24 protein-coding genes are annotated in these 21412 nt (G+C 61.5%); 11 read left to right on the top strand and 13 right to left on the bottom strand.

The window, feature by feature from the left end; translation table 11 throughout:
- Positions 1 to 192 precede the first annotated feature (192 nt).
- The gene (locus tag LCH64_RS24935) at positions 193 to 1038 is read left to right on the top strand and encodes a MoxR family ATPase (protein ID WP_226501592.1); all 846 of its coding nucleotides are present in this window, start codon (positions 193 to 195) and stop codon (positions 1036 to 1038) included.
- A gap of 10 nt (positions 1039 to 1048) precedes the next feature.
- Positions 1049 to 2227: a VWA domain-containing protein gene (locus LCH64_RS24930; RefSeq protein WP_003222635.1), complete on the top strand. Its 1179-nt coding sequence runs from the start codon at positions 1049 to 1051 to the stop codon at positions 2225 to 2227.
- A 92-nt stretch (positions 2228 to 2319) separates the two neighbouring features.
- Here the strand turns inward: LCH64_RS24930 and LCH64_RS24925 are convergent, their stop codons facing one another.
- The 4 genes from LCH64_RS24925 to LCH64_RS24910 all read right to left on the bottom strand — a co-directional run bounded on the left by LCH64_RS24925 (position 2320) and on the right by LCH64_RS24910 (position 6043).
- Positions 2320 to 3243, bottom strand: a complete 924-nt coding sequence (locus LCH64_RS24925) for a biotin-dependent carboxyltransferase family protein (protein ID WP_226501591.1) — start codon at positions 3241 to 3243, stop codon at positions 2320 to 2322.
- Complete coding sequence (gene pxpB / locus LCH64_RS24920) at positions 3240 to 3944, bottom strand: 5-oxoprolinase subunit PxpB (protein ID WP_226501590.1); 705 nt, start codon at positions 3942 to 3944, stop codon at positions 3240 to 3242. Before pxpB ends, LCH64_RS24925 begins: the two co-directional genes overlap by 4 nt.
- A complete protein-coding gene (locus LCH64_RS24915) occupies positions 3941 to 4693 on the bottom strand; it encodes a 5-oxoprolinase subunit PxpA (protein ID WP_226501589.1) in 753 nt (250 codons plus the stop codon). Before LCH64_RS24915 ends, pxpB begins: the two co-directional genes overlap by 4 nt.
- A 63-nt stretch (positions 4694 to 4756) precedes the next feature.
- On the bottom strand, positions 4757 to 6043 hold the full coding sequence (locus tag LCH64_RS24910) for an MFS transporter (protein ID WP_003222629.1): 1287 nt from the start codon (positions 6041 to 6043) through the stop codon (positions 4757 to 4759).
- 158 nt (positions 6044 to 6201) lie between these two features.
- On the opposite strand from LCH64_RS24910, the gene LCH64_RS24905 reads away from it, so the two are divergent.
- Positions 6202 to 7116, top strand: coding sequence for a LysR family transcriptional regulator (locus tag LCH64_RS24905; RefSeq protein WP_226501588.1), 915 nt, complete (start codon positions 6202 to 6204; stop codon positions 7114 to 7116).
- A gap of 152 nt (positions 7117 to 7268) precedes the next feature.
- Here LCH64_RS24905 and LCH64_RS24900 read toward each other — a convergent pair whose 3' ends face one another.
- Genes LCH64_RS24900 through LCH64_RS24890 form a run of 3 tightly spaced genes read right to left on the bottom strand, consistent with a single transcriptional unit; the run spans position 7269 to position 9116 of the window.
- Entirely contained in the window at positions 7269 to 7811 is a 543-nt protein-coding gene (locus tag LCH64_RS24900) for a DUF2937 family protein (protein WP_003222626.1), read from the bottom strand.
- 14 nt (positions 7812 to 7825) lie between these two features.
- On the bottom strand, positions 7826 to 8602 hold the full coding sequence (locus LCH64_RS24895; RefSeq protein WP_003222625.1) for a class II glutamine amidotransferase: 777 nt from the start codon (positions 8600 to 8602) through the stop codon (positions 7826 to 7828).
- A 16-nt stretch (positions 8603 to 8618) separates the two neighbouring features.
- Entirely contained in the window at positions 8619 to 9116 is a 498-nt protein-coding gene (locus LCH64_RS24890) for a hypothetical protein (RefSeq protein WP_007969598.1), read from the bottom strand.
- 235 nt (positions 9117 to 9351) lie between these two features.
- On the opposite strand from LCH64_RS24890, the gene LCH64_RS24885 reads away from it, so the two are divergent.
- Complete coding sequence (locus tag LCH64_RS24885; protein WP_226501587.1) at positions 9352 to 11406, top strand: S9 family peptidase; 2055 nt, start codon at positions 9352 to 9354, stop codon at positions 11404 to 11406.
- Positions 11407 to 11609: 203 nt separating this feature from the next.
- A complete protein-coding gene (locus tag LCH64_RS24880; RefSeq protein ID WP_103484422.1) occupies positions 11610 to 12083 on the top strand; it encodes a cyclic nucleotide-binding domain-containing protein in 474 nt (157 codons plus the stop codon).
- Here LCH64_RS24880 and LCH64_RS24875 read toward each other — a convergent pair.
- On the bottom strand, positions 12080 to 12364 hold the full coding sequence (locus LCH64_RS24875) for a hypothetical protein (protein ID WP_103484421.1): 285 nt from the start codon (positions 12362 to 12364) through the stop codon (positions 12080 to 12082). The genes LCH64_RS24880 and LCH64_RS24875 overlap by 4 nt on opposite strands.
- An 80-nt stretch (positions 12365 to 12444) precedes the next feature.
- Here LCH64_RS24875 and LCH64_RS24870 point away from each other — a divergent pair, with 80 nt between their 5' ends.
- The 4 genes from LCH64_RS24870 to LCH64_RS24855 all read left to right on the top strand — a co-directional run bounded on the left by LCH64_RS24870 (position 12445) and on the right by LCH64_RS24855 (position 14683).
- Entirely contained in the window at positions 12445 to 13131 is a 687-nt protein-coding gene (locus tag LCH64_RS24870) for a spermidine synthase (RefSeq protein ID WP_003222615.1), read from the top strand.
- A gap of 49 nt (positions 13132 to 13180) precedes the next feature.
- Complete coding sequence (locus LCH64_RS24865) at positions 13181 to 13552, top strand: YajD family HNH nuclease (protein WP_003222612.1); 372 nt, start codon at positions 13181 to 13183, stop codon at positions 13550 to 13552.
- A gap of 200 nt (positions 13553 to 13752) precedes the next feature.
- Positions 13753 to 14223, top strand: a complete 471-nt coding sequence (locus LCH64_RS24860; protein WP_007911337.1) for an RNA methyltransferase — start codon at positions 13753 to 13755, stop codon at positions 14221 to 14223.
- Between the two features lie 82 nt (positions 14224 to 14305).
- Complete coding sequence (locus tag LCH64_RS24855) at positions 14306 to 14683, top strand: DUF2892 domain-containing protein (protein ID WP_003222608.1); 378 nt, start codon at positions 14306 to 14308, stop codon at positions 14681 to 14683.
- A 120-nt stretch (positions 14684 to 14803) separates the two neighbouring features.
- Here the strand turns inward: LCH64_RS24855 and LCH64_RS24850 are convergent, their stop codons facing one another.
- Both LCH64_RS24850 and LCH64_RS24845 read right to left on the bottom strand, forming a co-directional pair.
- Positions 14804 to 16033, bottom strand: coding sequence for a hypothetical protein (locus LCH64_RS24850; protein WP_226501586.1), 1230 nt, complete (start codon positions 16031 to 16033; stop codon positions 14804 to 14806).
- Positions 16034 to 16068: 35 nt separating this feature from the next.
- Entirely contained in the window at positions 16069 to 16518 is a 450-nt protein-coding gene (locus LCH64_RS24845; RefSeq protein WP_003222605.1) for a YcgN family cysteine cluster protein, read from the bottom strand.
- Positions 16519 to 16683: 165 nt separating this feature from the next.
- Between LCH64_RS24845 and LCH64_RS24840 the strand changes: the two genes are divergently transcribed.
- Positions 16684 to 17277, top strand: a complete 594-nt coding sequence (locus tag LCH64_RS24840; RefSeq protein ID WP_226501585.1) for a nitroreductase family protein — start codon at positions 16684 to 16686, stop codon at positions 17275 to 17277.
- Positions 17278 to 17401: 124 nt separating this feature from the next.
- Here LCH64_RS24840 and LCH64_RS24835 read toward each other — a convergent pair whose 3' ends face one another.
- The 3 genes from LCH64_RS24835 to rnd all read right to left on the bottom strand — a co-directional run bounded on the left by LCH64_RS24835 (position 17402) and on the right by rnd (position 19876).
- Positions 17402 to 18334 (bottom strand): D-2-hydroxyacid dehydrogenase, encoded by a 933-nt coding sequence (locus LCH64_RS24835; protein WP_226501584.1) that lies wholly within the window; start codon positions 18332 to 18334, stop codon positions 17402 to 17404.
- A 118-nt stretch (positions 18335 to 18452) separates the two neighbouring features.
- A complete protein-coding gene (locus LCH64_RS24830) occupies positions 18453 to 18746 on the bottom strand; it encodes a YcgL domain-containing protein (RefSeq protein ID WP_003222599.1) in 294 nt (97 codons plus the stop codon).
- Positions 18743 to 19876, bottom strand: a complete 1134-nt coding sequence (gene rnd, locus LCH64_RS24825) for a ribonuclease D (protein ID WP_103485622.1) — start codon at positions 19874 to 19876, stop codon at positions 18743 to 18745. Before rnd ends, LCH64_RS24830 begins: the two co-directional genes overlap by 4 nt.
- 267 nt (positions 19877 to 20143) lie before the next feature.
- Between rnd and LCH64_RS24820 the strand changes: the two genes are divergently transcribed.
- Positions 20144 to 21325 (top strand): cyanate transporter, encoded by a 1182-nt coding sequence (locus LCH64_RS24820; RefSeq protein ID WP_226501583.1) that lies wholly within the window; start codon positions 20144 to 20146, stop codon positions 21323 to 21325.
- Positions 21326 to 21412 lie beyond the last annotated feature (87 nt).

Below are 21412 nucleotides of genomic sequence, written 5' to 3'. Positions count from 1 at the left end.
TATCGCTAAATCAGCAAGCCCTGAATGCTGGCTATCAGCCGAAACTGAGTCAACATGTGACGCTCCATTCAGAGACTGAATAAGCCGTCTGCGTTCACAGTCGACCGGGCTGCGCGTTATAGTCGGAGCATCCGATTTTTTCGCCCCCCGCCCTGCCCGTGCAGGTCGGCGTTATCGTTCGAGGATTAGCAGATGAAGTTCGAAGGCACCCAGGCCTACGTCGCCACCGATGACCTGAAGCTGGCGGTCAACGCCGCCATCACCCTGGAGCGGCCACTGCTGGTCAAGGGCGAACCGGGCACCGGCAAGACCATGCTCGCCGAGCAACTGGCCGAATCGTTCGGCGCCAAGCTGATCACCTGGCACATCAAATCCACCACCAAGGCCCATCAGGGCCTGTACGAGTACGATGCGGTCAGCCGTCTGCGCGATTCGCAATTGGGCAACGAAAAAGTTCACGACGTGCGCAACTACCTGGAGAAGGGCAAGCTCTGGGAGGCTTTCGAGTCCGAAGAGCGGGTGATCCTGCTGATCGACGAAATCGACAAGGCCGACATCGAGTTCCCCAATGACTTGCTGCAAGAACTCGACAAGATGGAGTTCTACGTTTACGAAATCGACGAGACCATCAAGGCCAAGAAGCGCCCGATCATCATCATTACCTCGAACAACGAGAAAGAGCTGCCGGACGCCTTCCTGCGCCGCTGCTTCTTCCATTACATCGCCTTCCCGGACCGCAGCACCCTGCAGAAAATCGTCGATGTGCACTACCCGGACATCAAGAAGGATCTGGTCAGCGAAGCGCTGGACGTGTTCTTCGACGTGCGCAAGGTGCCGGGTCTGAAGAAGAAGCCGTCGACTTCCGAACTGGTGGACTGGCTGAAGCTGCTGATGGCCGACAACATCGGCGAAGCAGTGCTGCGCGAGCGCGATCCGACCAAGGCCATTCCGCCACTCGCCGGCGCCCTGGTGAAGAACGAACAGGACGTGCAGTTGCTTGAGCGCCTGGCATTCATGAGCCGTCGCGGCTCTCGATAAGGGCATCGTCATGCTGCTCAACCTGTTCAATGAAATGCGTGCCGCCAAGGTGCCGGTGTCGGTGCGCGAGCTGCTCGACCTGATCAACGCGCTGAAACAGCGCGTGACCTTCGCCGACATGGACGAGTTCTACTACTTGTCGCGGGCGATTCTGGTCAAGGACGAACGGCATTTCGACAAATTCGACCGTGCGTTCGGCGCCTACTTCAATGGCCTGGAAAAACTCGACGATCACTTGCAGGCGCTGATTCCCGAAGACTGGCTGCGCAAGGAATTCGAGCGTTCGCTGACTGACGAGGAACGCGCGGCGATCCAGTCCCTCGGCGGCCTGGACAAGCTGATCGAAGAGTTCAAGAAACGTCTGGAAGAACAGAAGGAACGTCACGCCGGCGGCAACAAATGGATCGGCACCGGCGGTACCAGCCCATTCGGCTCCGGCGGCTTCAACCCGGAAGGCATTCGGGTCGGCGACGCCGGCAAGCGCCAGGGCAAAGCGGTCAAGGTCTGGGATCAGCGCGAGTACAAGAACCTCGACGATTCGGTGGAGCTGGGCACGCGCAACATCAAGGTCGCCCTGCGTCGCTTGCGCAAGTTCGCCCGTCAGGGGGCGGCGGAAGAGCTGGATATCGACGGCACCATCGACCACACCGCCAAAGACGCCGGCCTCCTGAATATCCAGATGCGCCCCGAGCGGCGCAACACGGTAAAGCTGTTGCTGCTGTTCGACATCGGCGGCTCGATGGATGCGCACGTGAAGATCTGCGAGGAATTGTTCTCGGCCTGCAAGACCGAGTTCAAGCATCTGGAGTACTTCTACTTCCACAACTTCATTTATGAGTCGGTGTGGAAGAACAACATGCGCCGCACGTCCGAGCGTTTCTCGACGCAGGATCTGCTGCACAAGTATGGCGCCGACTACAAAGTGATCTTCATCGGTGACGCCGCCATGGCGCCCTACGAAATCACCCAGGCCGGCGGCAGCGTCGAGCACTGGAACGAAGAGCCGGGCTACGTGTGGATGCAGCGCTTCATGGAAAAGTACAAGAAGCTCATCTGGATCAACCCGTACCCGAAGGACACCTGGGGCTATACCTCGTCGACCAATATCGTGCGCGATTTGATCGAGGATCAGATGTATCCGCTGACCCTTCGCGGTCTTGAGGAAGGGATGCGGTTTCTGTCGAAATAATCTTCGTTAGCCGTGATGGTCCCTTCGCGAGCAAGCCCGCTCCCACATTTGGAATGCATTCCCCTGTGGGAGCGGGCTTGCTCGCGAAGCTCTCAGCTATTTCGAAAGCGCTGCAAATACTCGACATGCTCCCTGTGCGCCACGTCCTGCACCACCGGCCTCAACCGCACCTGCGCCCCCGGCAGACACTGCGCCAATCGCGCCAGCGCCAACGGCGTCAACGCTCCCAAGCGCGGATAGCCACCAATCGTCTGCCGATCATTGAGCAGCACAATCGGCTGTCCATCCGGCGGCACCTGTACCGCACCCAGCGGAATGCCTTCGGAAATCATTGGCCGGCCCTGATACTGCAACGCCTTGCCCAACAAGCGAATGCCCATGCGGTCGGCGCGACTGTCGAGCGTCCACGGACTGTTGAACACATCAAACAGACTCTGCCCGCTGAACTGACCAATCTGTGCGCCGAGCACCAGATCCAGCGGCGCATTGAGCCGCAGATCAGGTCGATGCTCCAGCGGCACTTCACGCACCTGCAGAACCGCACCGCGATAACTCAGTGTCGCGCCCTTGGCCAACGGCAACCCCATGCCATCCAGACCACCGAGCTCTTCGCGCACCACCGTGGCACTGCTGCCCAGCACCTGCGGCGCGTCGAAACCGCCGGGCGCCGCCAGATACGCCCGGGCGCCGAGCAGCGGTTGGCTGAACTTCAAGATTTGCCCTTTGCTGAGCTTGAAACTGCGCCACGGCGCCAGCGCCTGCCCGTCAATCTGCGCGCCGAGATCCGCCCCGGCCAACGCCAGCAAGCAGTCTTCCTGCGCCCGCACGGCAAACCCGCCGAGGGTGATTTCCAGCACCGGCAGATCCAGTGCGTTACCCAGCAACCAGTTGGCCCAGCTCATCGAACACCCGTCCGCGGCGCCGCCCTGGGTCACGCCCAAATGGCGCACACCAAAGCGCCCGGCGTCCTGCAACAAACACAGCGGCGTGCTGGCCTCAATCGTCAGTCGGCTCATGCCAGCGCCTCCAGTGGCGTGTCGTCGCCGCCCAGGTTGATGAACTCGGCGTGGCTCACCGCTTCGAAACGCACGGTGTCGCCAGGTTGCATCAGGCTGTAGCCGTCGCGATGACGATCGAACAGTTTCGCCGGGGTGCGGCCGATCAGGTTCCAGCCACCGGGGGATACCACTGGATAAGCGGCGGTCTGCCGCTCGGCGATACCGACGCTGCCGGCCGCGACTTTCTTGCGTGGGGTGTCCAGGCGTGGCGTCGCGAGGATTTCTTCCACCAGCCCCATGAAGGCGAATCCCGGCGCGAAGCCGAGGGCGAACACCTGATATTCGCGAGCGCTGTGCCGCCGAATCACCTCCTCCACCGCCAACCCGCTGCGCTGCGCCAGCAGGCTCAGTTCGGGGCCGACACTCAGGTCGTACCAGACCGGCAACACATGGCACTGGCCGCGGGTTCGAGCGTTCGGCGACAGATCGATCAGCGCTTCAGCGATCAATTCACGGGCCTGATTCGGATTCAGTACCGTCAGGTCGTAATGCACCATCAGCGTGGTGTAGGACGGCACCAGGTCAATCAACTGTGCGCCAAATACCGTGCGCAGGCGCTCGCTGGCAGCGAGCATCCACGGCATGTTGGCTTCGGCAATTTCATCGAACAGGCGCAGCATCAGGCAGTCCAGGGCCACCACTTCAATCCGTGGGTTCATGGCGCGCTCTGCTGATTCAGGGCCTCGCGAATGCGCTGCACGGCAGCCACCGAACTGGCGTTGTCGCCATGCACGCATAAGGTGTTGGCCTGCAGGTGCAGCGCGCTGCCGTCGCTGGCGACGAGTTTACCGCCACGGGCAATGGTCAGGGCCTGTTCGATGATTTTTTCTGGCTCGTGATGCACCGCGCCCGGCAGTTGCCGCGAAACCAGTCGACCTGCGCTGTCGTAGGCGCGGTCGGCGAAGGCTTCGAACCACAGGGTCACGCCGTATTCGTCACCGAGCTGCTGCGCCGCCGCGTTATCGCGGGTGGCCATCAGCATCAGCGGCAGGCTGCGATCATAGGCGGCCACGGCCTCAATCACTGCACGCAACTGCGCCGGGTTGGCCATCATGTCGTTGTACATCGCGCCGTGGGGTTTGACGTAGCTGACCCGCCCGCCCTGCGCACGGCAAATGCCGTCGAGCGCGCCGATCTGGTAATGCAGAATGTCTTGCAGTTCCTGGGCGGAATAGGCCATGGAACGTCGGCCGAAACCGACCAGATCCTGATAGGCCGGGTGCGCGCCAATCTGCACGCCGTGACTCAGGGCCAGGCTGACAGTCTTGCGCATGATGCTCGGGTCACCGGCATGGAAGCCGCAGGCCACGTTGGCGCAGTCGATGTAGGGCATGACCTCGGCGTCCAGACCCATGGTCCAGCTGCCGAAACTCTCGCCGATATCACAATTCAATAGCAGGCGGCTCACGGTGAACACTCCTGTAGCTTCTTGTCTTTTTGTCTGTAGGACGCTTGCCCGGCAGGTTATCAGTTACTGCGCATCCAGTTGCTTGCCACGGGTTTCCGGCAGGCTCAACGCTGCGAGAATCACCACGCCGTACGACACCGCCGCGAACGCACCGATACCCACGCTCAACGGCACTGTCTGGCTGAGTAGGCCAATCAGCAGCGGAAACAAAGCCGCCAGCGCCCGGCCGATGTTGTAGCAGAAGCCCTGCCCCGAACCGCGAATCCGCGTCGGAAACAGCTCGGTGAGAAACGCGCCCATGCCGCTGAAAATCCCCGAGGCGAAGAAGCCCAACGGAAAGCCCAGCCACAGCATCACCCCGTTGCTCACCGGCATTTGCGTGTACAGCAGAACAATGGTGAACGAGCCGACCGCGAACAGGATGAAATTCTTTTTACGCCCGAGCAGATCGGTCAGATAAGCGCTGATCACATAGCCGACGTAGGACCCGACAATCACCATCGCCAGATACCCGCCAGTGCCGAGCACGCTTAAACCGCGTTCGTTCTTGAGGAAGGTTGGCAGCCACGAAGTGATCGCGTAGTAACCGCCGAGTGCACCGGTGGTCAGCAGCGACGCACGGAACGTGGTGAACAGCATGCCCGGGGCGAAGATCTCGTAGAACTTCGCCGGGTTCTGCGGAGTTTGCGCAGCCTTGGCTTCGCGATAGATCTCCGGGTCCTTCACCAGACGCCGCACGAAGATCACGAAAATTGCCGGGACGATGCCGAGGATGAACAGCGCACGCCAGGCATCTTCCGGCGGCAACACCGAGAACAGCAGCGCATACAGAATCGCCGTCAGCCCCCACCCCAGCGCCCAACCGGATTGCACCATGCCCACCGCTTTGCCGCGATCCTTGGCGCGGATCACTTCACCGATCAGCACAGCGCCGGCGGTCCATTCGCCGCCGAAACCGAAGCCCATCAGGGTGCGGGCGATCAGCAGCTGTTCGTAGTTCTGCGCGAAACCGCAAAGGAACGTGAAGAAGGCGAACCACAGCACCGTCAGTTGCAGGGTGCGCACGCGGCCGATACGGTCGGAGAGAATCCCCGCGACCCAGCCGCCAATGGCCGAGGCGATCAGGGTGCTGGTGTGAATCAGCCCGGCCTGCCCGGTGGTGATGCCCCACATGGCGATCAGGGTCGGCACCACGAAGCTGAGCATTTGCGTGTCCATGCCGTCCAGGCCATAGCCGATCTTGCAGCTCCAGAAGGTGCGACGCTCTTGCTGATTGATGTTGCGATACCAGTCGAACGGTCCGGGGCGGGCCGTGCTCTTGGGGAGGTCGAGGGTGTCGGGCGCACGCATGGCAAGTCTCCGCAGGCTTTTATTGGTCTTGTTCGAAGTTCCGACGACGCCTATCGTGGGAACCGGATGCGCCGATTTTTCGTCGCCCGGCCCTGCTGCGTCCAACGAATAAAAACCCGCCTTAGGCATAAGAAAAATTTGTCACCCGAGCCGTTGCCATGAACTTGAAGTTTCTCGAGACCTTTGTCTGGGTCGCCCGGCTGAAGAGTTTTCGCCTGACCGCCGACAAGCTGTTCACCACCCAGGCGTCGATTTCCAGCCGCATCGCGGTGCTCGAAGGCGAACTGGGGGTGAAGCTGTTTCTGCGTGATTCACGCGGCGTCAGCCTGACACCCGAAGGCCTGAAAGTGCTGGATTATGCCGAGCAGATGCTCGATACGATGTCAGCCCTGAAGCAATCGATCGAGACCCGCTCGAGCAAGGTCGGCCGGGTGCGCATCGGCGTGATGGACACGGTGATCCACACCTGGCTCAGCCCGTTAGTGGCGCAGATGACCGATTTGTATCCACGGGTGGAAATCGAGCTGGTGGCGGATACCTCGCTGAACCTCTGCGATCAGTTGCAAAAAGGCTTTCTCGACATCGTTCTGCAAACCGATCTGGTGCGCCACGAAAGCGTGCGCAGTCTGGAGCTGGCCAGCCATCCGCTGGGCTGGATCGTTGCGAGCAATTCGATCTACAACCGCGAGTACGCCGACCTCGGCGAACTCGCGCAGGAACGGATCATCACCTACTCGAAGAACTCCCGACCGCATCAGGATCTGCTGGCATTGATGCAGACCAACGGTGTGTTGGCGCCGCGCCTGAACTGCGTGAACTCGGTGTCGGCGATTACCCGGCTGTTGCGTGATGGTTTTGGGATTGGCGTGCTGCCGCCGGTGCTGGTGGCCGAGGAACTGGCGCGGGGTGAACTGACCTTGCTCGACATCGACCAGCGACCACCGAATCTGCAAGTGGTGGTGTCGTGGCGAGTGGGCGTGGAGTGGGTCGAGGAGATGGTGACGTTGTGTCAGCAGGTGCTGGAGGGGTATGCGCGCAAGGTCGGTGAAAACTACATCGTCTTGAGTGCCTGACACCCTGTGGCGAGGGAGCTTGCTCCCGCTGGACTGCGAAGCAGGCCCAAAACCAGACACCCTAATCATCCAGGACAATTGAGTTCATAGGTTTACGACTGCTGCGCAGCCGGGCGGGAGCAAGCTCCCTCGCCACAGTGATCGCGCGGTCCTTAAAGACCACGCACGTCGCGGTCTTCAATCGGCCGGCTCTGGCGCAAACGCCGGCCACCGAGCACCACCCAGTCAATCAGACGAATCAGGCACTCGATGCCGAACGACAGCAGCAACGCGCCGCTCATGCCCCAGATCATCGCTTCCGGGGTCAGCAGGATCTGGTAGCTGTAGCCGTTCCAGGTTTCCTTGCGAATGTCCGGGTCGGCGGCCAGCACCACTTGCAGGAAACGGATGTACCACGGGCCCTGCATCGCCTGGAACTGCTTATCCAGCGCCAACTGCCGGTCGAGCAAAGTGCTCAGGCTGTCGGCATCGCTGCGAAACACCGGATCGTCACTGGCGCGGTAATGTGCAACCAGCGCCTGCAAGTCGCCCTTGAAGAACTGCTCGGCGGTACCCTGAAAACCGCGCAAACCGGTCTGCGCTTCGATCAGATGGGCTTCGACACGTTTGGCGTAATCGTTGATGAACCCCGGCACCTGGACACCGATCAACAGGCCCGCCGCAAACAACACCAGCCGTAGATAACTGAGCAACATCGAGGAGAGATCCTTTATTCGGTCGTGCCCTGGCTGACGCATTCGCCGCGTCGCCACAGGCTCCATTGGCCCGGTTCGTAACGGGTCCAGGTTTCGTTTTCGGTCAAAGGCTCGGTGGCGATCACCGTGACCACATCGTTGGGCGTGGTTTCTGCCTGGAAATCGACGATCACATCGACATCCTTGAGCCGCGCCGGACCGAATGGTGCGCGCCGGGTGATCTGTGCCAGTTTGGTCGAGCAATAGCAGAACAGCCAGTCGCCATCGCTGAGCAGGCAGTTGAACACGCCTTTGCTACGGTATTCGGCGCAGGCGGCGACCAGATCCGGCAGCAGCACTTCTATATCGACCGGCTCCGGGAATGCGGCACGCACGCGGTTGAGCAAATCACAGAAGGCCGCTTCGCTGTCGGTGTCGCCCACCGGGCGGTAGAAACTCTTGATCGGGGTGAAGTCGGCGAGCTGGCCGTTGTGCGCGAAACACCAATTACGCCCCCACAGTTCGCGGACGAACGGGTGGGTGTTGGACAGGCAGACCTTGCCGACGTTGGCCTGGCGGATATGGCCGATGACCACTTCGCTCTTGATCGGATAGCGCTGCACCAGGTTGGCGACTTCCGACTCGCAACTCGCCGCCGGGTCCTGAAACAGGCGCAAGCCGCGACCTTCGTAGAAAGCGATGCCCCAGCCGTCGCGGTGCGGGCCGGTACGCCCGCCGCGCTGCATCAGGCCGGTGAAGCTGAACACGATATCGGTCGGCACGTTGGCACTCATGCCCAGTAGTTCACACATGTGCTGACTCTCGTGATTACAGACGCGGCTCGACGCGCATGCGTTGCGGATTGTTCGGCAACGGCGGGCGACCGTAACGGTCGTCTCCGGCACCACCGAACGGCTGATCGTCGTCGCGATCATCGGCACGGGCCGCAGCCTTGGCGGCTTCGGCCTGTTCGCGGCGCGCTCGGGAAGCACGCTCGATCGGGAAGCGGATCAGCACGAAAATCAGGTAGATGCCGAACGCAATCATGCCGTACATGAACAGATCGGAAATCGCCCGCCAGGCGTTGTTGCCGACCTTGAAGGCCAGATCCAGCGCGGTAATGGCGATCGACGGTGCGACCTTGGCTTTCACCGGGTCAATGATGGTCGGGCTGAACAGCAACACCGCCATCAGCACCCGCAGCGGCTCGCGCAGCCAGCGCCACATCCAGCGGGTCAGGCGCATCCATACCAACAGGCAGCCCACAGCGGCAAAGGCGTAGAGGCCCCAGGCGATCAGATAGTCGTTCTCGGTCATGGTGTCCATGGCAAGGCAGGCAAAGAGGCGCTTATAGTAACGACTTTTCGCCCGTCAGGCTTGTCCCAATGCCAGACGGCCCGCCGCAATCATTGTGGGAGCGGGCTTGCTCGCGAAAGCAGTGTGTCAGCCAAATAAGTCTTTACTGACAGGACGCCTTCGCGAGCAAGCCCGCTCCCACAGGATTTGCGGTGCCAGCGAGACCTGCGAAAAACCTATTCCGTCATTTGTCCGAGAGCCTTCCATGCCCGAATCCGCCCACGTCCTCCGCGCCCCGATCGCCCACAAGGCTGCCGGTGCCGCCCCGTATGCCTGGCTGCAGGAACGCGACACCGACGCGGTGCTCGACTACCTCAAGGCTGAAAACGCCTATCAGGAAGCACAGACCGCCGATCAGGCCGGCCTGCGTGAAAGCCTGTTCGAAGAGATCAAGGGCCGGATCCTCGAGACCGACCTGTCCCTGCCCTCGCCCTGGGGCCCGTACCTGTATTACACCCGCACCACGGCGGGTGACGAGTACGCCCGGCATTACCGTTGCCCGCGTCCGGCTGACGACAGCCTGACCCTCGATGAAAGCCGCGAACAACTGCTGCTCGACCCGAACGTGCTGGCCAATGGCGGTTTCTTCTCGCTCGGTGCGTTCAGCATCAGCCCGGATCACCAGCGCCTGGCCTACAGCGTCGATGCCTCGGGCGACGAGATCTACACACTGTTCGTCAAGGAACTGGCCAACGACAAGGTCAGCGAGCTCGAATTCGAAGACTGCGACGGCAGCATGACCTGGGCCAACGACAGCCTGACACTGTTCTTTGGCGTACTCGACGACACCCATCGCCCGCACAAACTGTATCGCTATCGCCTCGACGGCACGGCCGCCGAAGAGGTGTTCCATGAGCCGGACGGGCGCTTCTTCCTGCATTGCTACCGCTCCAGTTCCGAGCAGCAATTGCTGCTGACCCTGGGCAGCAAGACCACCAGCGAAGTCTGGGCACTGGATGCGCATCAGCCACATCTGCCGTTTACCTGTCTGGCGCCTCGGGTCGAGGATCATGAATACGACGTCGACCACGGTGCGCTGGATGGCGTGTGGACCTGGTTCATCCGCACCAACCGCGACGGCATCAACTTCGCCCTGTATCAGGCGCCGGACACTGGTGCGGTACCGAGCGAAGCCGACTGGCAGAACCTGATCCCGCATAGCGACACGGTGATGCTCGACGGCGTGACACTGAACACCGCGGCCATGACCCTGAGCCTGCGCGAAGGCGGTTTGCCGATCATCGAAGTTCACCCGCAAGGCCAGACGCCATATCGCGTGCAACTGCCGGACGCGGCCTACAGCCTCTATGTGCAAAACAGTCTGGAGTTCGAGAGCGACCGCATTCGTCTGCGTTACGAGGCGTTGAACCGTCCGGCGCAGGTTCGGCAGTTGCTGCTGGCCAGCGGCGAGCAAACCGTTCTGAAAGAAACCCCGGTGCTCGGCCCGTTTGACGCCGACGCCTACATCAGCCAACGCCTGTGGGCCACCGCGCCGGACGGCACGCAGGTGCCGATCAGCCTGGTGATGAAGCGCGAAATGCTCGGCAAACCGGTGCCGCTGTATCTGTACGGTTATGGCGCCTACGGTTCCAGTCTCGATCCGTGGTTCTCCCACGCACGCCTCAGCCTGCTGGACCGCGGCATGGCCTTCGCCATCGCCCATGTGCGTGGCGGCGGTGAGCTGGGCGAAGCGTGGTATCGCGCCGGCAAGCAGGAACACAAGCACAACACCTTCAGCGACTTCATTGCCTGCGCCGAATTCCTGATCCTCAACGGCATCACCACCGCTGAAAAACTGGCGATCAGCGGCGGCAGCGCTGGCGGCTTGTTGATTGGCGCGGTGCTGAACCAGCGTCCAGACCTGTTCGGCGTGGCGATTGCCGAAGTGCCGTTCGTCGACGTGCTCAACACCATGCTCGACCCGGACTTGCCACTGACCGTCACTGAGTACGACGAGTGGGGCAACCCCGAAGAGCCGGACGTCTACGAGCGGATCAAGGCCTACGCGCCGTACGAAAACGTCACCGCGCAGAATTATCCGTCAATCCTGGTCATCGCTGGCTACAACGACAGTCGCGTGCAGTACTGGGAAGCGGCCAAGTGGGTGGCGAAATTGCGCGCGACCAAGACCGACGACAATCTGCTGCTGCTCAAGACCGAACTCGGTGCCGGGCATGGCGGAATGAGCGGGCGTTATCAGGGATTACGTGACGTAGCGCTCGAATATGCGTTTGTGTTCAAGGTTTTGGGCCTGGCCTGAGGAACTCCGTCGGTCACTTGGGTCTTAATTCCAGACCCAAGGGGCCGATACACCACAGATCCCTGTAGGAGTGAGCCTGCTCGCGATAGCGGTGTATCAGTCACCGGTGATGTGAATGACAGACCGCAATCGCGAGCAGGCTCACTCCTACAAGGGTCCGTGTAGTGCCTTGAAAATGTGAAAACAATAAAGACCGCAATGACATGTCAGAACCCACCCTGCTGAACAACGAAATTCGCGACTGGCTGATGGACTGTGGCCTGTTCGATCAATTGCAACTGGCGGACTTTGCCGCAGCCTCGGGCTACTTCAGCATCAGCACCGTGGCTGAAGGCGAAGCGATTTTCCGTGAGGGCGATGCCGGCAGTTTCATGTGCATCCTCCACACCGGTCAGGTCGCCGTGCAGAAGACTGGCCCCGACGGCCAGGTCATCACCATGGCCACCCTGCGCAGCGGTCGGGCGTTTGGTGAAATGGCCGTGCTGGATGGCGAGCGCCGTTCGGCGACCTGCGTCGCCGCGAGCAACTGTCAGTTGCTCAACCTGGGCAAGGATTCGCTGGAAAAGATGCTCAACGACGCACCGAAGATCGCCGCCAAGATCATCCGTGCCCTTGCCGTGTCCCTCTCCAAACGCCTGCGCATGGCTGACGGCCAACTCGCGGCGCAACAGATTTAACCGCCCGGGGATTTGACCTTGGTGCCGCTCGGTTCGATGCCCGGCACCGCTTGATCCTTGCTCGGCGGGCTAGGCATTTCGATCGGCACCAGCGGCGGGCTGCCACTGCCGGCACCGGCCTTCGGTGCGCTGATCGGGGTGATTTGCGGATACGGCGTCGGCGTGGCGGTGCCGGGTGAGCCGGGTTGCGGCGTCGGGCTGACCGGAATGGTCTGCTGCGCCTGCACTGCAGTAATCGAGAGCGCGGCCAGGGCAATGACCGTTAGAATGGTGCGCTTCATCAAGGGCTCCGTTTGGCCTTTAGTCTGCGCTCAGGCTACTCCCAACGGGCCTGCTTGCCTTCCCCTTTGTAGAGATTTCCATGAAACGTTTCGTTCTGCTCGACACCACGCCGATCCCAGATAACGGCGGTGCCCTGTGCCTGTTCGAGTATGGCGAGGATTTCGTCATCAAGATCCAGGGCGGCGACGGCGGGCAATTGATGAACACGCGCATGCACGGCTCGGAAGATGCACTGGCCGAGATCCCTTGCCGCAAGGTCGCCGGCCGGCCGAATTCGCGAGTGTTGATCGGCGGTCTGGGCATGGGTTTCACCCTCGCCTCGGCGCTCAAACATCTGGGCAAGGGTGCCGAAGTGGTGGTCGCCGAACTGGTGCCCGGCGTGGTCGAGTGGAACCGTGGGCCGCTCGGTGAAAAGTCCGGGCGACCGTTACTCGATCCGCGCACGGTGATCCGTCAGGACGACGTGGCCAAGGTCCTGCAAAGCGAGCCGAACGGCTTCGACGCGATCATGCTCGACGTCGACAATGGCCCCGAAGGCCTGACGCAGAAGGCCAACAGCTGGCTGTACTCCGCCGCCGGCCTGAACGCCTGCGCCAAAGCCCTGCGGCCCAAGGGCGTGCTGGCAGTGTGGTCGGCCAGCGCCGACCGGCAGTTTTCCGACAAATTGAAGAAGGCCGGTTTCAAGGCCGAGGAAGTGCAGGTCTTCGCCCACGGCAACAAGGGCACCCGCCACACGATCTGGATTGCCGAGAAGCTCAAGGGCTGAGCTAAACTCTGCACATAACCGTCATTAGTCTTTTTACAAAGGTGAACCCATGAGTTCGTCCACCCCGACCAACACGTCGAAGCTCGATCGCATCCTTGCCGACAACCAGCGCGACAAGGAAATGGGCTACCGCGACAAGGCCCTGAAGATGTACCCGCACGTCTGCGGCCGCTGCGCCCGAGAGTTTTCCGGCAAGCGTCTGAGCGAACTGACCGTGCACCACCGCGATCACAACCACGACAACAACCCGCAGGATGGCTCGAACTGGGAACTGTTGTGCCTGTATTGCCACGACAACGAACACTCGCGCTACACCGACCAGCAATATTTCGGCGACGGCTCGCTGAGCACGCCGAAAATCGCCAAGGCCACGCATAACCCGTTTGCCGCCCTCGCCGGGCTGATGAAGAAAGAAGACTGAAGAACTTCAGCGCCTGAGCTGGCCCTTTCGCGAGCAAGCCCGCTCCCACATTTGATCGCATTCCAGCTGGCGGAATCCGGTTCAATGTGGGAGCGGGCTTGCTCGCGAAGGCGGTCGATCAGACACCGGCAAACCGTGATCTGACCACAACTGCCCAATCCCCGTATAATCGCCCTCTTTTTCCCGAAGGCGCCCCGCTCGTGGCAGACAAACGTTACAGCTGCATTGGTTTGTACAACCCCAAATCACCGGAGAACGTCGGTTCGGTGATGCGCGCCGCAGGCTGTTACGGCGTGGCGTCGGTGTTTTACACCGGCAAGCGTTATGAACGCGCCGCCGATTTCGTCACCGACACCAAGCGCGTGCACTACGACATCCCGCTGATCGGCATCGATGACCTGAAAAAAATCCTCCCGCTCAACTGCGTCCCGGTCGCCGTGGAACTGGTCGAGGGCGCCCGCCCGCTGCCGGAATACACCCATCCGGACCGCGCGCTGTACATCTTCGGCCCGGAAGACGGCTCGCTGGATAAAGAGATCCGCGATTGGTGTGAAGACGTGGTGTACATCCCGACCACCGGCTGCATGAATCTGGCGGCGACGGTCAACGTCGTGCTCTACGACCGCATGGCCAAGGGCCTGAATACTCGCTCCGGGCCGAAATTCCGCTGAAACGTCGCACATTCGATGGAACGAGCCGGCCGCTGCGGCAGTCAGCTTATCTATCTATTGCACATTGCCTGGGAGACAGATCATGACCGAACTCAAACGCGTCCAACGTATCGATTCCACCCCGTTCCAGAGCCCGACCGAGCAGAACGTACAGGGCTGGGAGCGCATCGGCTCGCTGGCCGGTGGCGTGATCATGGTCGGCAAGGGCCTGCGCCGTGGCGGCGTGTTCGGTCTGATTCAGGTGGCGATTGGCGGCGTGGCAATGGCCCGTGGCATCACCGGGCACAGCTCGATGAAAAGCCTGCTGGAAAAAAGCCGTGAGGACATGAACAACGTCCGGGCGAAGATCGAACGGGCCGGGGAAGAACTGAGCAAGCTCAAGGCCAATGCCGAGGCAGCGACCAGCACAGCCACGGTGACTGGCAATGATTCGGTGAAGTCGCCGAAAGCCGGAGTTTGATTCGAGATCTTCGTTGAGGCTTCTGGCCTCTTCGCGAGCAAGCCCGCTCCCACATTGAACCGGATTCCGTCAGTTGGAATGCGATCAAATGTGGGAGCGGGCTTGCTCGCGAAAGCGGTATTACTGAAGCAATGCGCTATCGAGAACTTTCGAGGATTCGCCCAGAACACTCTCGGCCAGTTGCACAAACACCTTGGTGTCCACCGTCCCGAGATGCATCGCCCCGCGCAACACATCATCCAGCGAACGCTTGTTGCGCGTCTTCAAGCGAATCTCGCGATCGAGTTCCTGCAGCACAATCACCGCTTTGGCAATTTGCGCCGGGCTGATCTGCTCGCCGCGCAGGGTCGTGACTTTCTGACTTTCCCTAATCAATTTCACCTGTAACGCCTGATAGCGCTCATCGCTCATGCCACCGGCACGGCGTACCAGTTCGATCGCGTAATACTCGGCAAACCCTTCGCTGATCCAGTCGCTGCGATGCTCGTCGTTGATCCGGCCGAACACCTGCGCCAGCTCACGCACCAGCGCACTGCTGCCACTCTCGCTGACCAGCGGCAGACGCGTGTTCAAGTAGATCGATTCATGTGCGCCCAGACTGCCGCGCCACATCGGGTCGTTGGCGCCGACGATCAACAGCTTGCTCGGATGCCGTGGATACACGGCCTGCACCTGCGGCCAGATGAACGTCAGCAGCGTCAGCACATCCATGCGGCGCATGCCCTGCCCTTGCGGCGAGGCCACGGTGACTTCGGTTTCTCCCAGTCGCGTACGGCGGCTGCCGAGGTGACCGGCGAGCATCCAGCCGGTCGGACGGTCGAACAGCCGTGAAGGGTTGTCGATGCGGAATTTGTTCTTGCCGATGCGCGGCCAAGCGGTTTCGACGCTTTGCCAGCCGTTGGGCAGTTCGAATTGCAGGCGCGACACCAGCTCGACGCCATCCTGCTGATCGAGCCTGGCCGGCGGCACCAGGTCATCACCGCGCAGCAAAGCCCAGTTCGGGGTCATGCGCGTGTCGAAGCTGCCGCTCTTGCGGCCGTGGCTGATGCTGACGCGGTAAGTCAGGCTGGGCTTGTCGCCGCTCGGACGCCACAGGCCACGTGCCTGTTTGCCCGGGGTCAACTGCCACTGGCCGTCGGCCTTGAAGTCGCTGTAGTGGCTGCCGTCGCCGAGGTCGAAATCGAGACTGCGCACCGCTTCGCCTTTCGCCAGGGTCAGTCGTACTTCGGCCTGATCGCTTTGCGGCAGCAGGCGTACGTGGTAATCCAGATCGACTTTCTTTGCCGCCCACACTGGCGCGCTTAGCGCCAGCAGACCGATCAGCGATGCCCGCAGCAATCCCCCAGCCATACACACTCCTTGTTGAATCCTGGAACCCTTGGTGCTTAACCGGCGCGGAAAATCAGGTGATCTTCCCAGTCATCCTCCGGCACGCTGCCTTCGGCGAGCATGCGCCCGGACTGGGAAATCCGTTCGTGGTGCACCGCGTCACGGTCGCCGCACACCAGGTGGTGCCACAGCGGCAGGTCCTTGCCTTCGCTGACCAGACGATAACCGCAGGTCGGCGGCAGCCATTTGAATTCTTCGGCCTGGCCCGGAGTGAGCTGAATGCAGTCCGGGACAAACTTGATGCGATTCGGGTAGTCGCTGCACTGGCAGGTTTTCAGGTCCAGCAGTTTGCAGGCGATGCGTGTGTAATAGACGCTGTTGTCTTCTTCATCCTCGAGTTTCTGCAGGCAGCACAGACCGCAGCCGTCGCACAGCGATTCCCATTCCTCGTGATCCAGTTGATCGAGGGTTTTGCGTTTCCAGAACGGTTCGACTTTGGCGGCCATGGCTCAAGCATCAACATCAGGTGGTGAAAAGGCCGCCAGTCTAGTGCCCACGGCCTTGCGGGCCAAGCGCTGGCGACTGTCGGTAAATCCCGCTTGTCAGGCGAATCGCCGCCCAGTAGGGTTTTGCCACGAATTCATGACTCAAACACAGCAAGGAATCTTTCGATGAGTGCCAACCCTCGCGTTGCCGATTACGCCATTCACCCGCAGTTCACCGAGCGCTGGTCGCCCCGCGCCTTTACCGGCGAAGCGATCCCGGAAGAAACCCTGCTGAGCTTCTTCGAAGCCGCACGCTGGGCACCTTCGGCCTACAACTCGCAGCCGTGGCGCTTTCTGTATGCGCGTCGTGATACGCCGAACTGGGAGCGCTTCCTGGGTTTGCTGAACGAGTTCAACCGCAGCTGGGCGCAGCACGCATCGGCATTGGTGATCGTGATTTCGAAAACCACCTTCACCGCCCCCGGCGCCAGCGAAGAAACCCCGGCGCTGTGGCACACCTTCGACACCGGTTCGGCCTGGGGCCACCTGGCGCTGCAAGCGAGCATCAGCGGCTGGCACACCCACGGCATGGCCGGTTTCGATCAGGAGCTGACCCGCAAGGAGCTGAATATTCCGGAAGGTTATGCGCTGCACGCGGCGGTCGCTGTCGGCAAGCTGGGCGACAAGGCGACCCTGGCCGAGTACCTGCAGGCCCGTGAAGAGCCAAGCCCGCGTCGTCCGCTGAGCGAGTTGGTGGCTGAAGGCAACTTCACCCTGTAAGCCAGCATGCAAAAACCACTGTAGGAGTGAGCCTGCTCGCGATGGCGTAGTGTCAGACAACATCAATGTCGACTGACACACCCTCATCGCGAGCAGGCTCACTCCTACAGGTATCGCGGTGGATTTAATATCCGCGGTTGAAATCCACTTCCCCGCGCAACGCTTCACCCGCCTGATACGCCTTCAGATTCTCGACAAACAACTGGACCATCAACGCCGGCGACGTCGGTGCCGAGCTGTGCCCGGTGAGCAACAAGCCCCAGGCGGTCCAGAACGGGTGGCGTTGCGGCAACGGCTCCTGACGGCAGACGTCGATCACCGCGCCCGCCAGATGCCCTTCCTTCAAGGCTTCCACCAGATCCGCATCGACCACTGCCACGCCGCGTCCGACGTTGATGAACAGCCCGGTCGGCTTGAATTGCTTGAACAGCGCCGCGTCGTAAATGTCGTGGGTGTGCTCGGTGTTCGGCAGCAGGTTGACCACGTAATCGACCGCGCCCACCAGCCGTGGCAGATCCGCCATCGAGCCGACCTCGACAAACGGCGCCTGCTCGCGCGCGCTGCTGGCGATGCCGTACAGCTCTACGCCAAACGGCAACAGGAACTGCGCCACGCTCTGGCCGATATCGCCGGTGCCGACGATCAGCACCTTGCGCCCGACCAGGCTCTGGCCGGTGCGATTGTCCCACTTGCGCTCGACCTGGCTGACCAGGCGCGCCAGCACTTCCCGCTCGTGACCGAGCATGTAGGTCAGCACGTATTCGGCCATCACCTGACCGAAGATCCCCACCGCACGGGTCAGGCGGTAATCGCGGCGCAAGCCGTCGGCGAGCAGCGGCGTGATGCCGGCCCAGGTCGATTGCAGCCATTGCGGCTGGTGGCCCTGACGCAGCAGGGTCGCCAGCAGATCCGGCTGCCCCAGCCACACCGGGCAATCGGCAGCCTGACGGGCCAGTTCGGCAGAGTCGCCACTGGTCAGTACTTCAAGTTCGGGGGCCGCCTGACGCAGCATCCGGGCGTACACCGCGTGGTCGTGTTCAGCAATCAGAACGCGCATCTTCAAACCTTTCGCAAACCGTGCAGGCAACCGCCGAAAGAGCCGTGCTCCTTCGTGGCGGTCGTCGCCGTAAAATCAGTTCCAGGGTGGCAAGAGGCCCAGAACAGGGCCTCGCAGATCAAACCGGGTCGTTGCGTCGCAGCAACTCTTCGGGCAGGTGTTCGATGTACTCGTCCTCGGCCGGTGGCATTTGCAGGTGATAGCCCTGCTTGTCGAGGTTTTCCAAGACCACGGTGATGTCCTCGCGCGCCAGTGTGCGCTCAGGGGTCAGCACCAGGTCAAAGGAATGCTTCGCCTTGCCGAAGGCCGCCATCAGCGCTTCGGGCACGCGCTCCAGAGCATCGCTCTTGAGCACGTAAAGATACATTCCGGGTTTCTTCGAGCTTTGGTAAATGGAGCAAATACGTTTCAAGGCTGTTCTCCGGCGGTGGCCAGGCTGTCCAGCAGCTTCTGGCCCATGAGTTCGCGGCGCCAGCCACGCAGCGACTCAGGCAATTGATAAGGGCCCTCGGGGAAGCCGCTTTTGACCAGCGCTTCGAGGGTTTTCTTGCGCAGCATCAGTTCCGGCGCGATGCCCAGGCGTTCGGCCTCGGCCTGGCCGAGGGCGCGCAGTTGCTTGATCAGCGCCGCCGCTTCGACCGGCAATGGCTCCGGCACCGCTGGCGGCCATTGATCAGGCCCCACACTGCCAGAGCGCTTGATCAGATCAAGCAGAAATTCGCCGTCCTGACGCACGGTACGCGGGTGCATGTCTTCGATCTTGCCCAGCGCGGCGAGGTTGTCCGGCTGCGTGCGGGCCAGCGGCCACAGCGAATGTTCACGGACGATGCGGTTGCGCGGCAGATTGCGCGCGCGGGCTTCACGCTCACGCCAAGCGCAGAGCTCACGCAGCACAGCCAGTTGCGCACGGGACAGTTTCCACGCCAGTTTGGCCTCGCGATAGACCTCGTATGGGTCGGTCTCGCGGCGCAGGTTGGCCACCAGTTCAGCGCCATCCTCCAGCACCCAGGCGAATTTGTCGTCGGACAGTTTCGGTCGCAGCTGTACGAAAACTTCCGCCAGATGCACCGCATCTTCGGCGGCGTAGCTGACTTGAGTGTCGGACAACGGACGCTGCAACCAGTCGGAGCGGGTTTCGCCCTTCGGCAGCTCGATACCGAGCACTTCCTGCACCAGCCGCGAATAGCCCATCGAGAACCCGAGGTTCAGGTAGGCCGCAGCCAGTTGTGTGTCGAACAGCGGCGCCGGCAGGCTGCCGGTCAGACGCAACAGCACTTCGAGGTCTTCGCTGCAGGCGTGCAGGACTTTGAGCACCGCCGGATTTTCCAGCAACGCTGCCAGCGGTTGCCAGGCGTCGATGGTCAGCGGATCGATCAGGTAGGCGCGTTTGCCGTCGCCGACCTGCAACAAACCGGCAATCGGGTAGAAGGTGTCGACCCGCATGAATTCGGTGTCGAGGGCAACGAACGGCAGCTGCTGCCACTCGGCGCAAAACTGCGCGAGGCTTTCGTTGTCGCGAATCCAGTGAATATCGATGGCCACACGGCTCTCCCTTGAAGAATGGCGCGCAGTATATATCGCCGCCGGCGTTTTACGCGCCTGCGCTGGGCCAGAGCTGTAACGAAATGTCCTGCCAGAGAGAAAGAATAGTCTTACAGCGAGGTTCGCAAGATTAATCCGAGCGTAACGATCCATGACGCGTTACCAGGAGAGCGGTATTTAGTTTTTAAATAACACTCGGGAAATCTGATTTGTCCGCACCGCGTGGCCGCGGCCTAATCGATAGCCTCCGCAATCCAGAGTCTACCGATGGAAAACGTTCGCGCCACCGCCCGCCCCGCTGTCTGGCTGATGATCGGCATCATGCTCGTCGCGCTCAATCTGCGCCCCTCCATGGCCGCCGTCGGGCCGTTACTGTCGGCGATTCGCGGCGATATCCCGCTGAGCTTCAGCGTCGCTTCGCTGCTGACCATGCTGCCGGTGATGGCGATGGGGCTGGCGATGTTTTTCGGCATCGGCATCAGCCGCCGGCTGGGCGAGCAACGCACGGTGATCCTCTCGCTATGGATTATCGGTCTGGCGACACTGTCGCGACTGGTGCTCGATTCGGCACCGCAATTGATTGGCAGCGCGGTGCTGGCCGGAATGGGTATCGCCCTGATTCAGGCCTTGATGCCCGCGCTGATCAAATCACGTTTCCCTGACCACGTGGCGCTGTGCATGGGCCTGTATGTCACGTCGATCATGGGCGGCGCCGCGCTGGCCGCCTCATTTTCGCCACTGGTGCTGGTGCAGACCGGCAGCTGGCGCACAGGCCTGGCGATCTGGGCAGGACTGGCCTTGCTCGCGTTGCTGGTCTGGTGGACACAGTCGCCCCCGTCATCCATCCAGAACATGCCTGTAGGAAAAGAATCCTTCACGCGTAATTCCCGCGCCTGGCTGCTCGCTATCTTCTTCGGCCTCGGCACGGCGTCCTACACCTGCGTACTCGCCTGGCTGGCGCCGTACTACGTGGAACAAGGCTGGAGCGAACAGCAGGCCGGTTTGCTGTTGGGTTTTCTGACGGCCATGGAGGTGATTTCCGGGCTGGTGACGCCGGCCATCGCTAACCGCAGCCGTGATCGACGGGCAGTTCTGGCAGGGTTGCTGCTGCTGATAATCGGCAGCTTCTGCGGACTGATCCTCAGCCCGCAACACCTCAGCTTGCTGTGGCCGTGCCTGCTGGGGCTGGGGATTGGCGGCTTGTTCCCGATGAGCCTGATCGTCTCGCTCGATCACCTCGACCACCCGCAGCGTGCCGGCAGCCTGACCGCGTTCGTGCAAGGCATCGGCTACTTGATCGCCGGGCTTTCGCCGCTGCTGGCCGAAATGATCCGCGACCAGCTCGGCAGCTTCGAATGGGCCTGGTGGTCGCTGACTGCAGTGATGGTGGTGATGTTGCTGATAGTGCTGCGCTTTGACCCTCGGCACTACGCCCGACACATCCGTTGAACCAAATACCATCGCCGGGCTAGAGGCCTGTTGCCATCTTTTTGCGGTTTATTTGCCGACGTCGTGTTGCTAAAAGTTTCTGTCCCA

Source organism: Pseudomonas sp. MWU16-30322, from assembly GCF_020515535.1.
Lineage (GTDB): Bacteria > Pseudomonadota > Gammaproteobacteria > Pseudomonadales > Pseudomonadaceae > Aquipseudomonas > Aquipseudomonas fluorescens_H.
The sequence above is the reverse complement of the archived record's forward strand: the minus strand, read 5'-3'. Positions and strand labels throughout refer to the sequence as shown.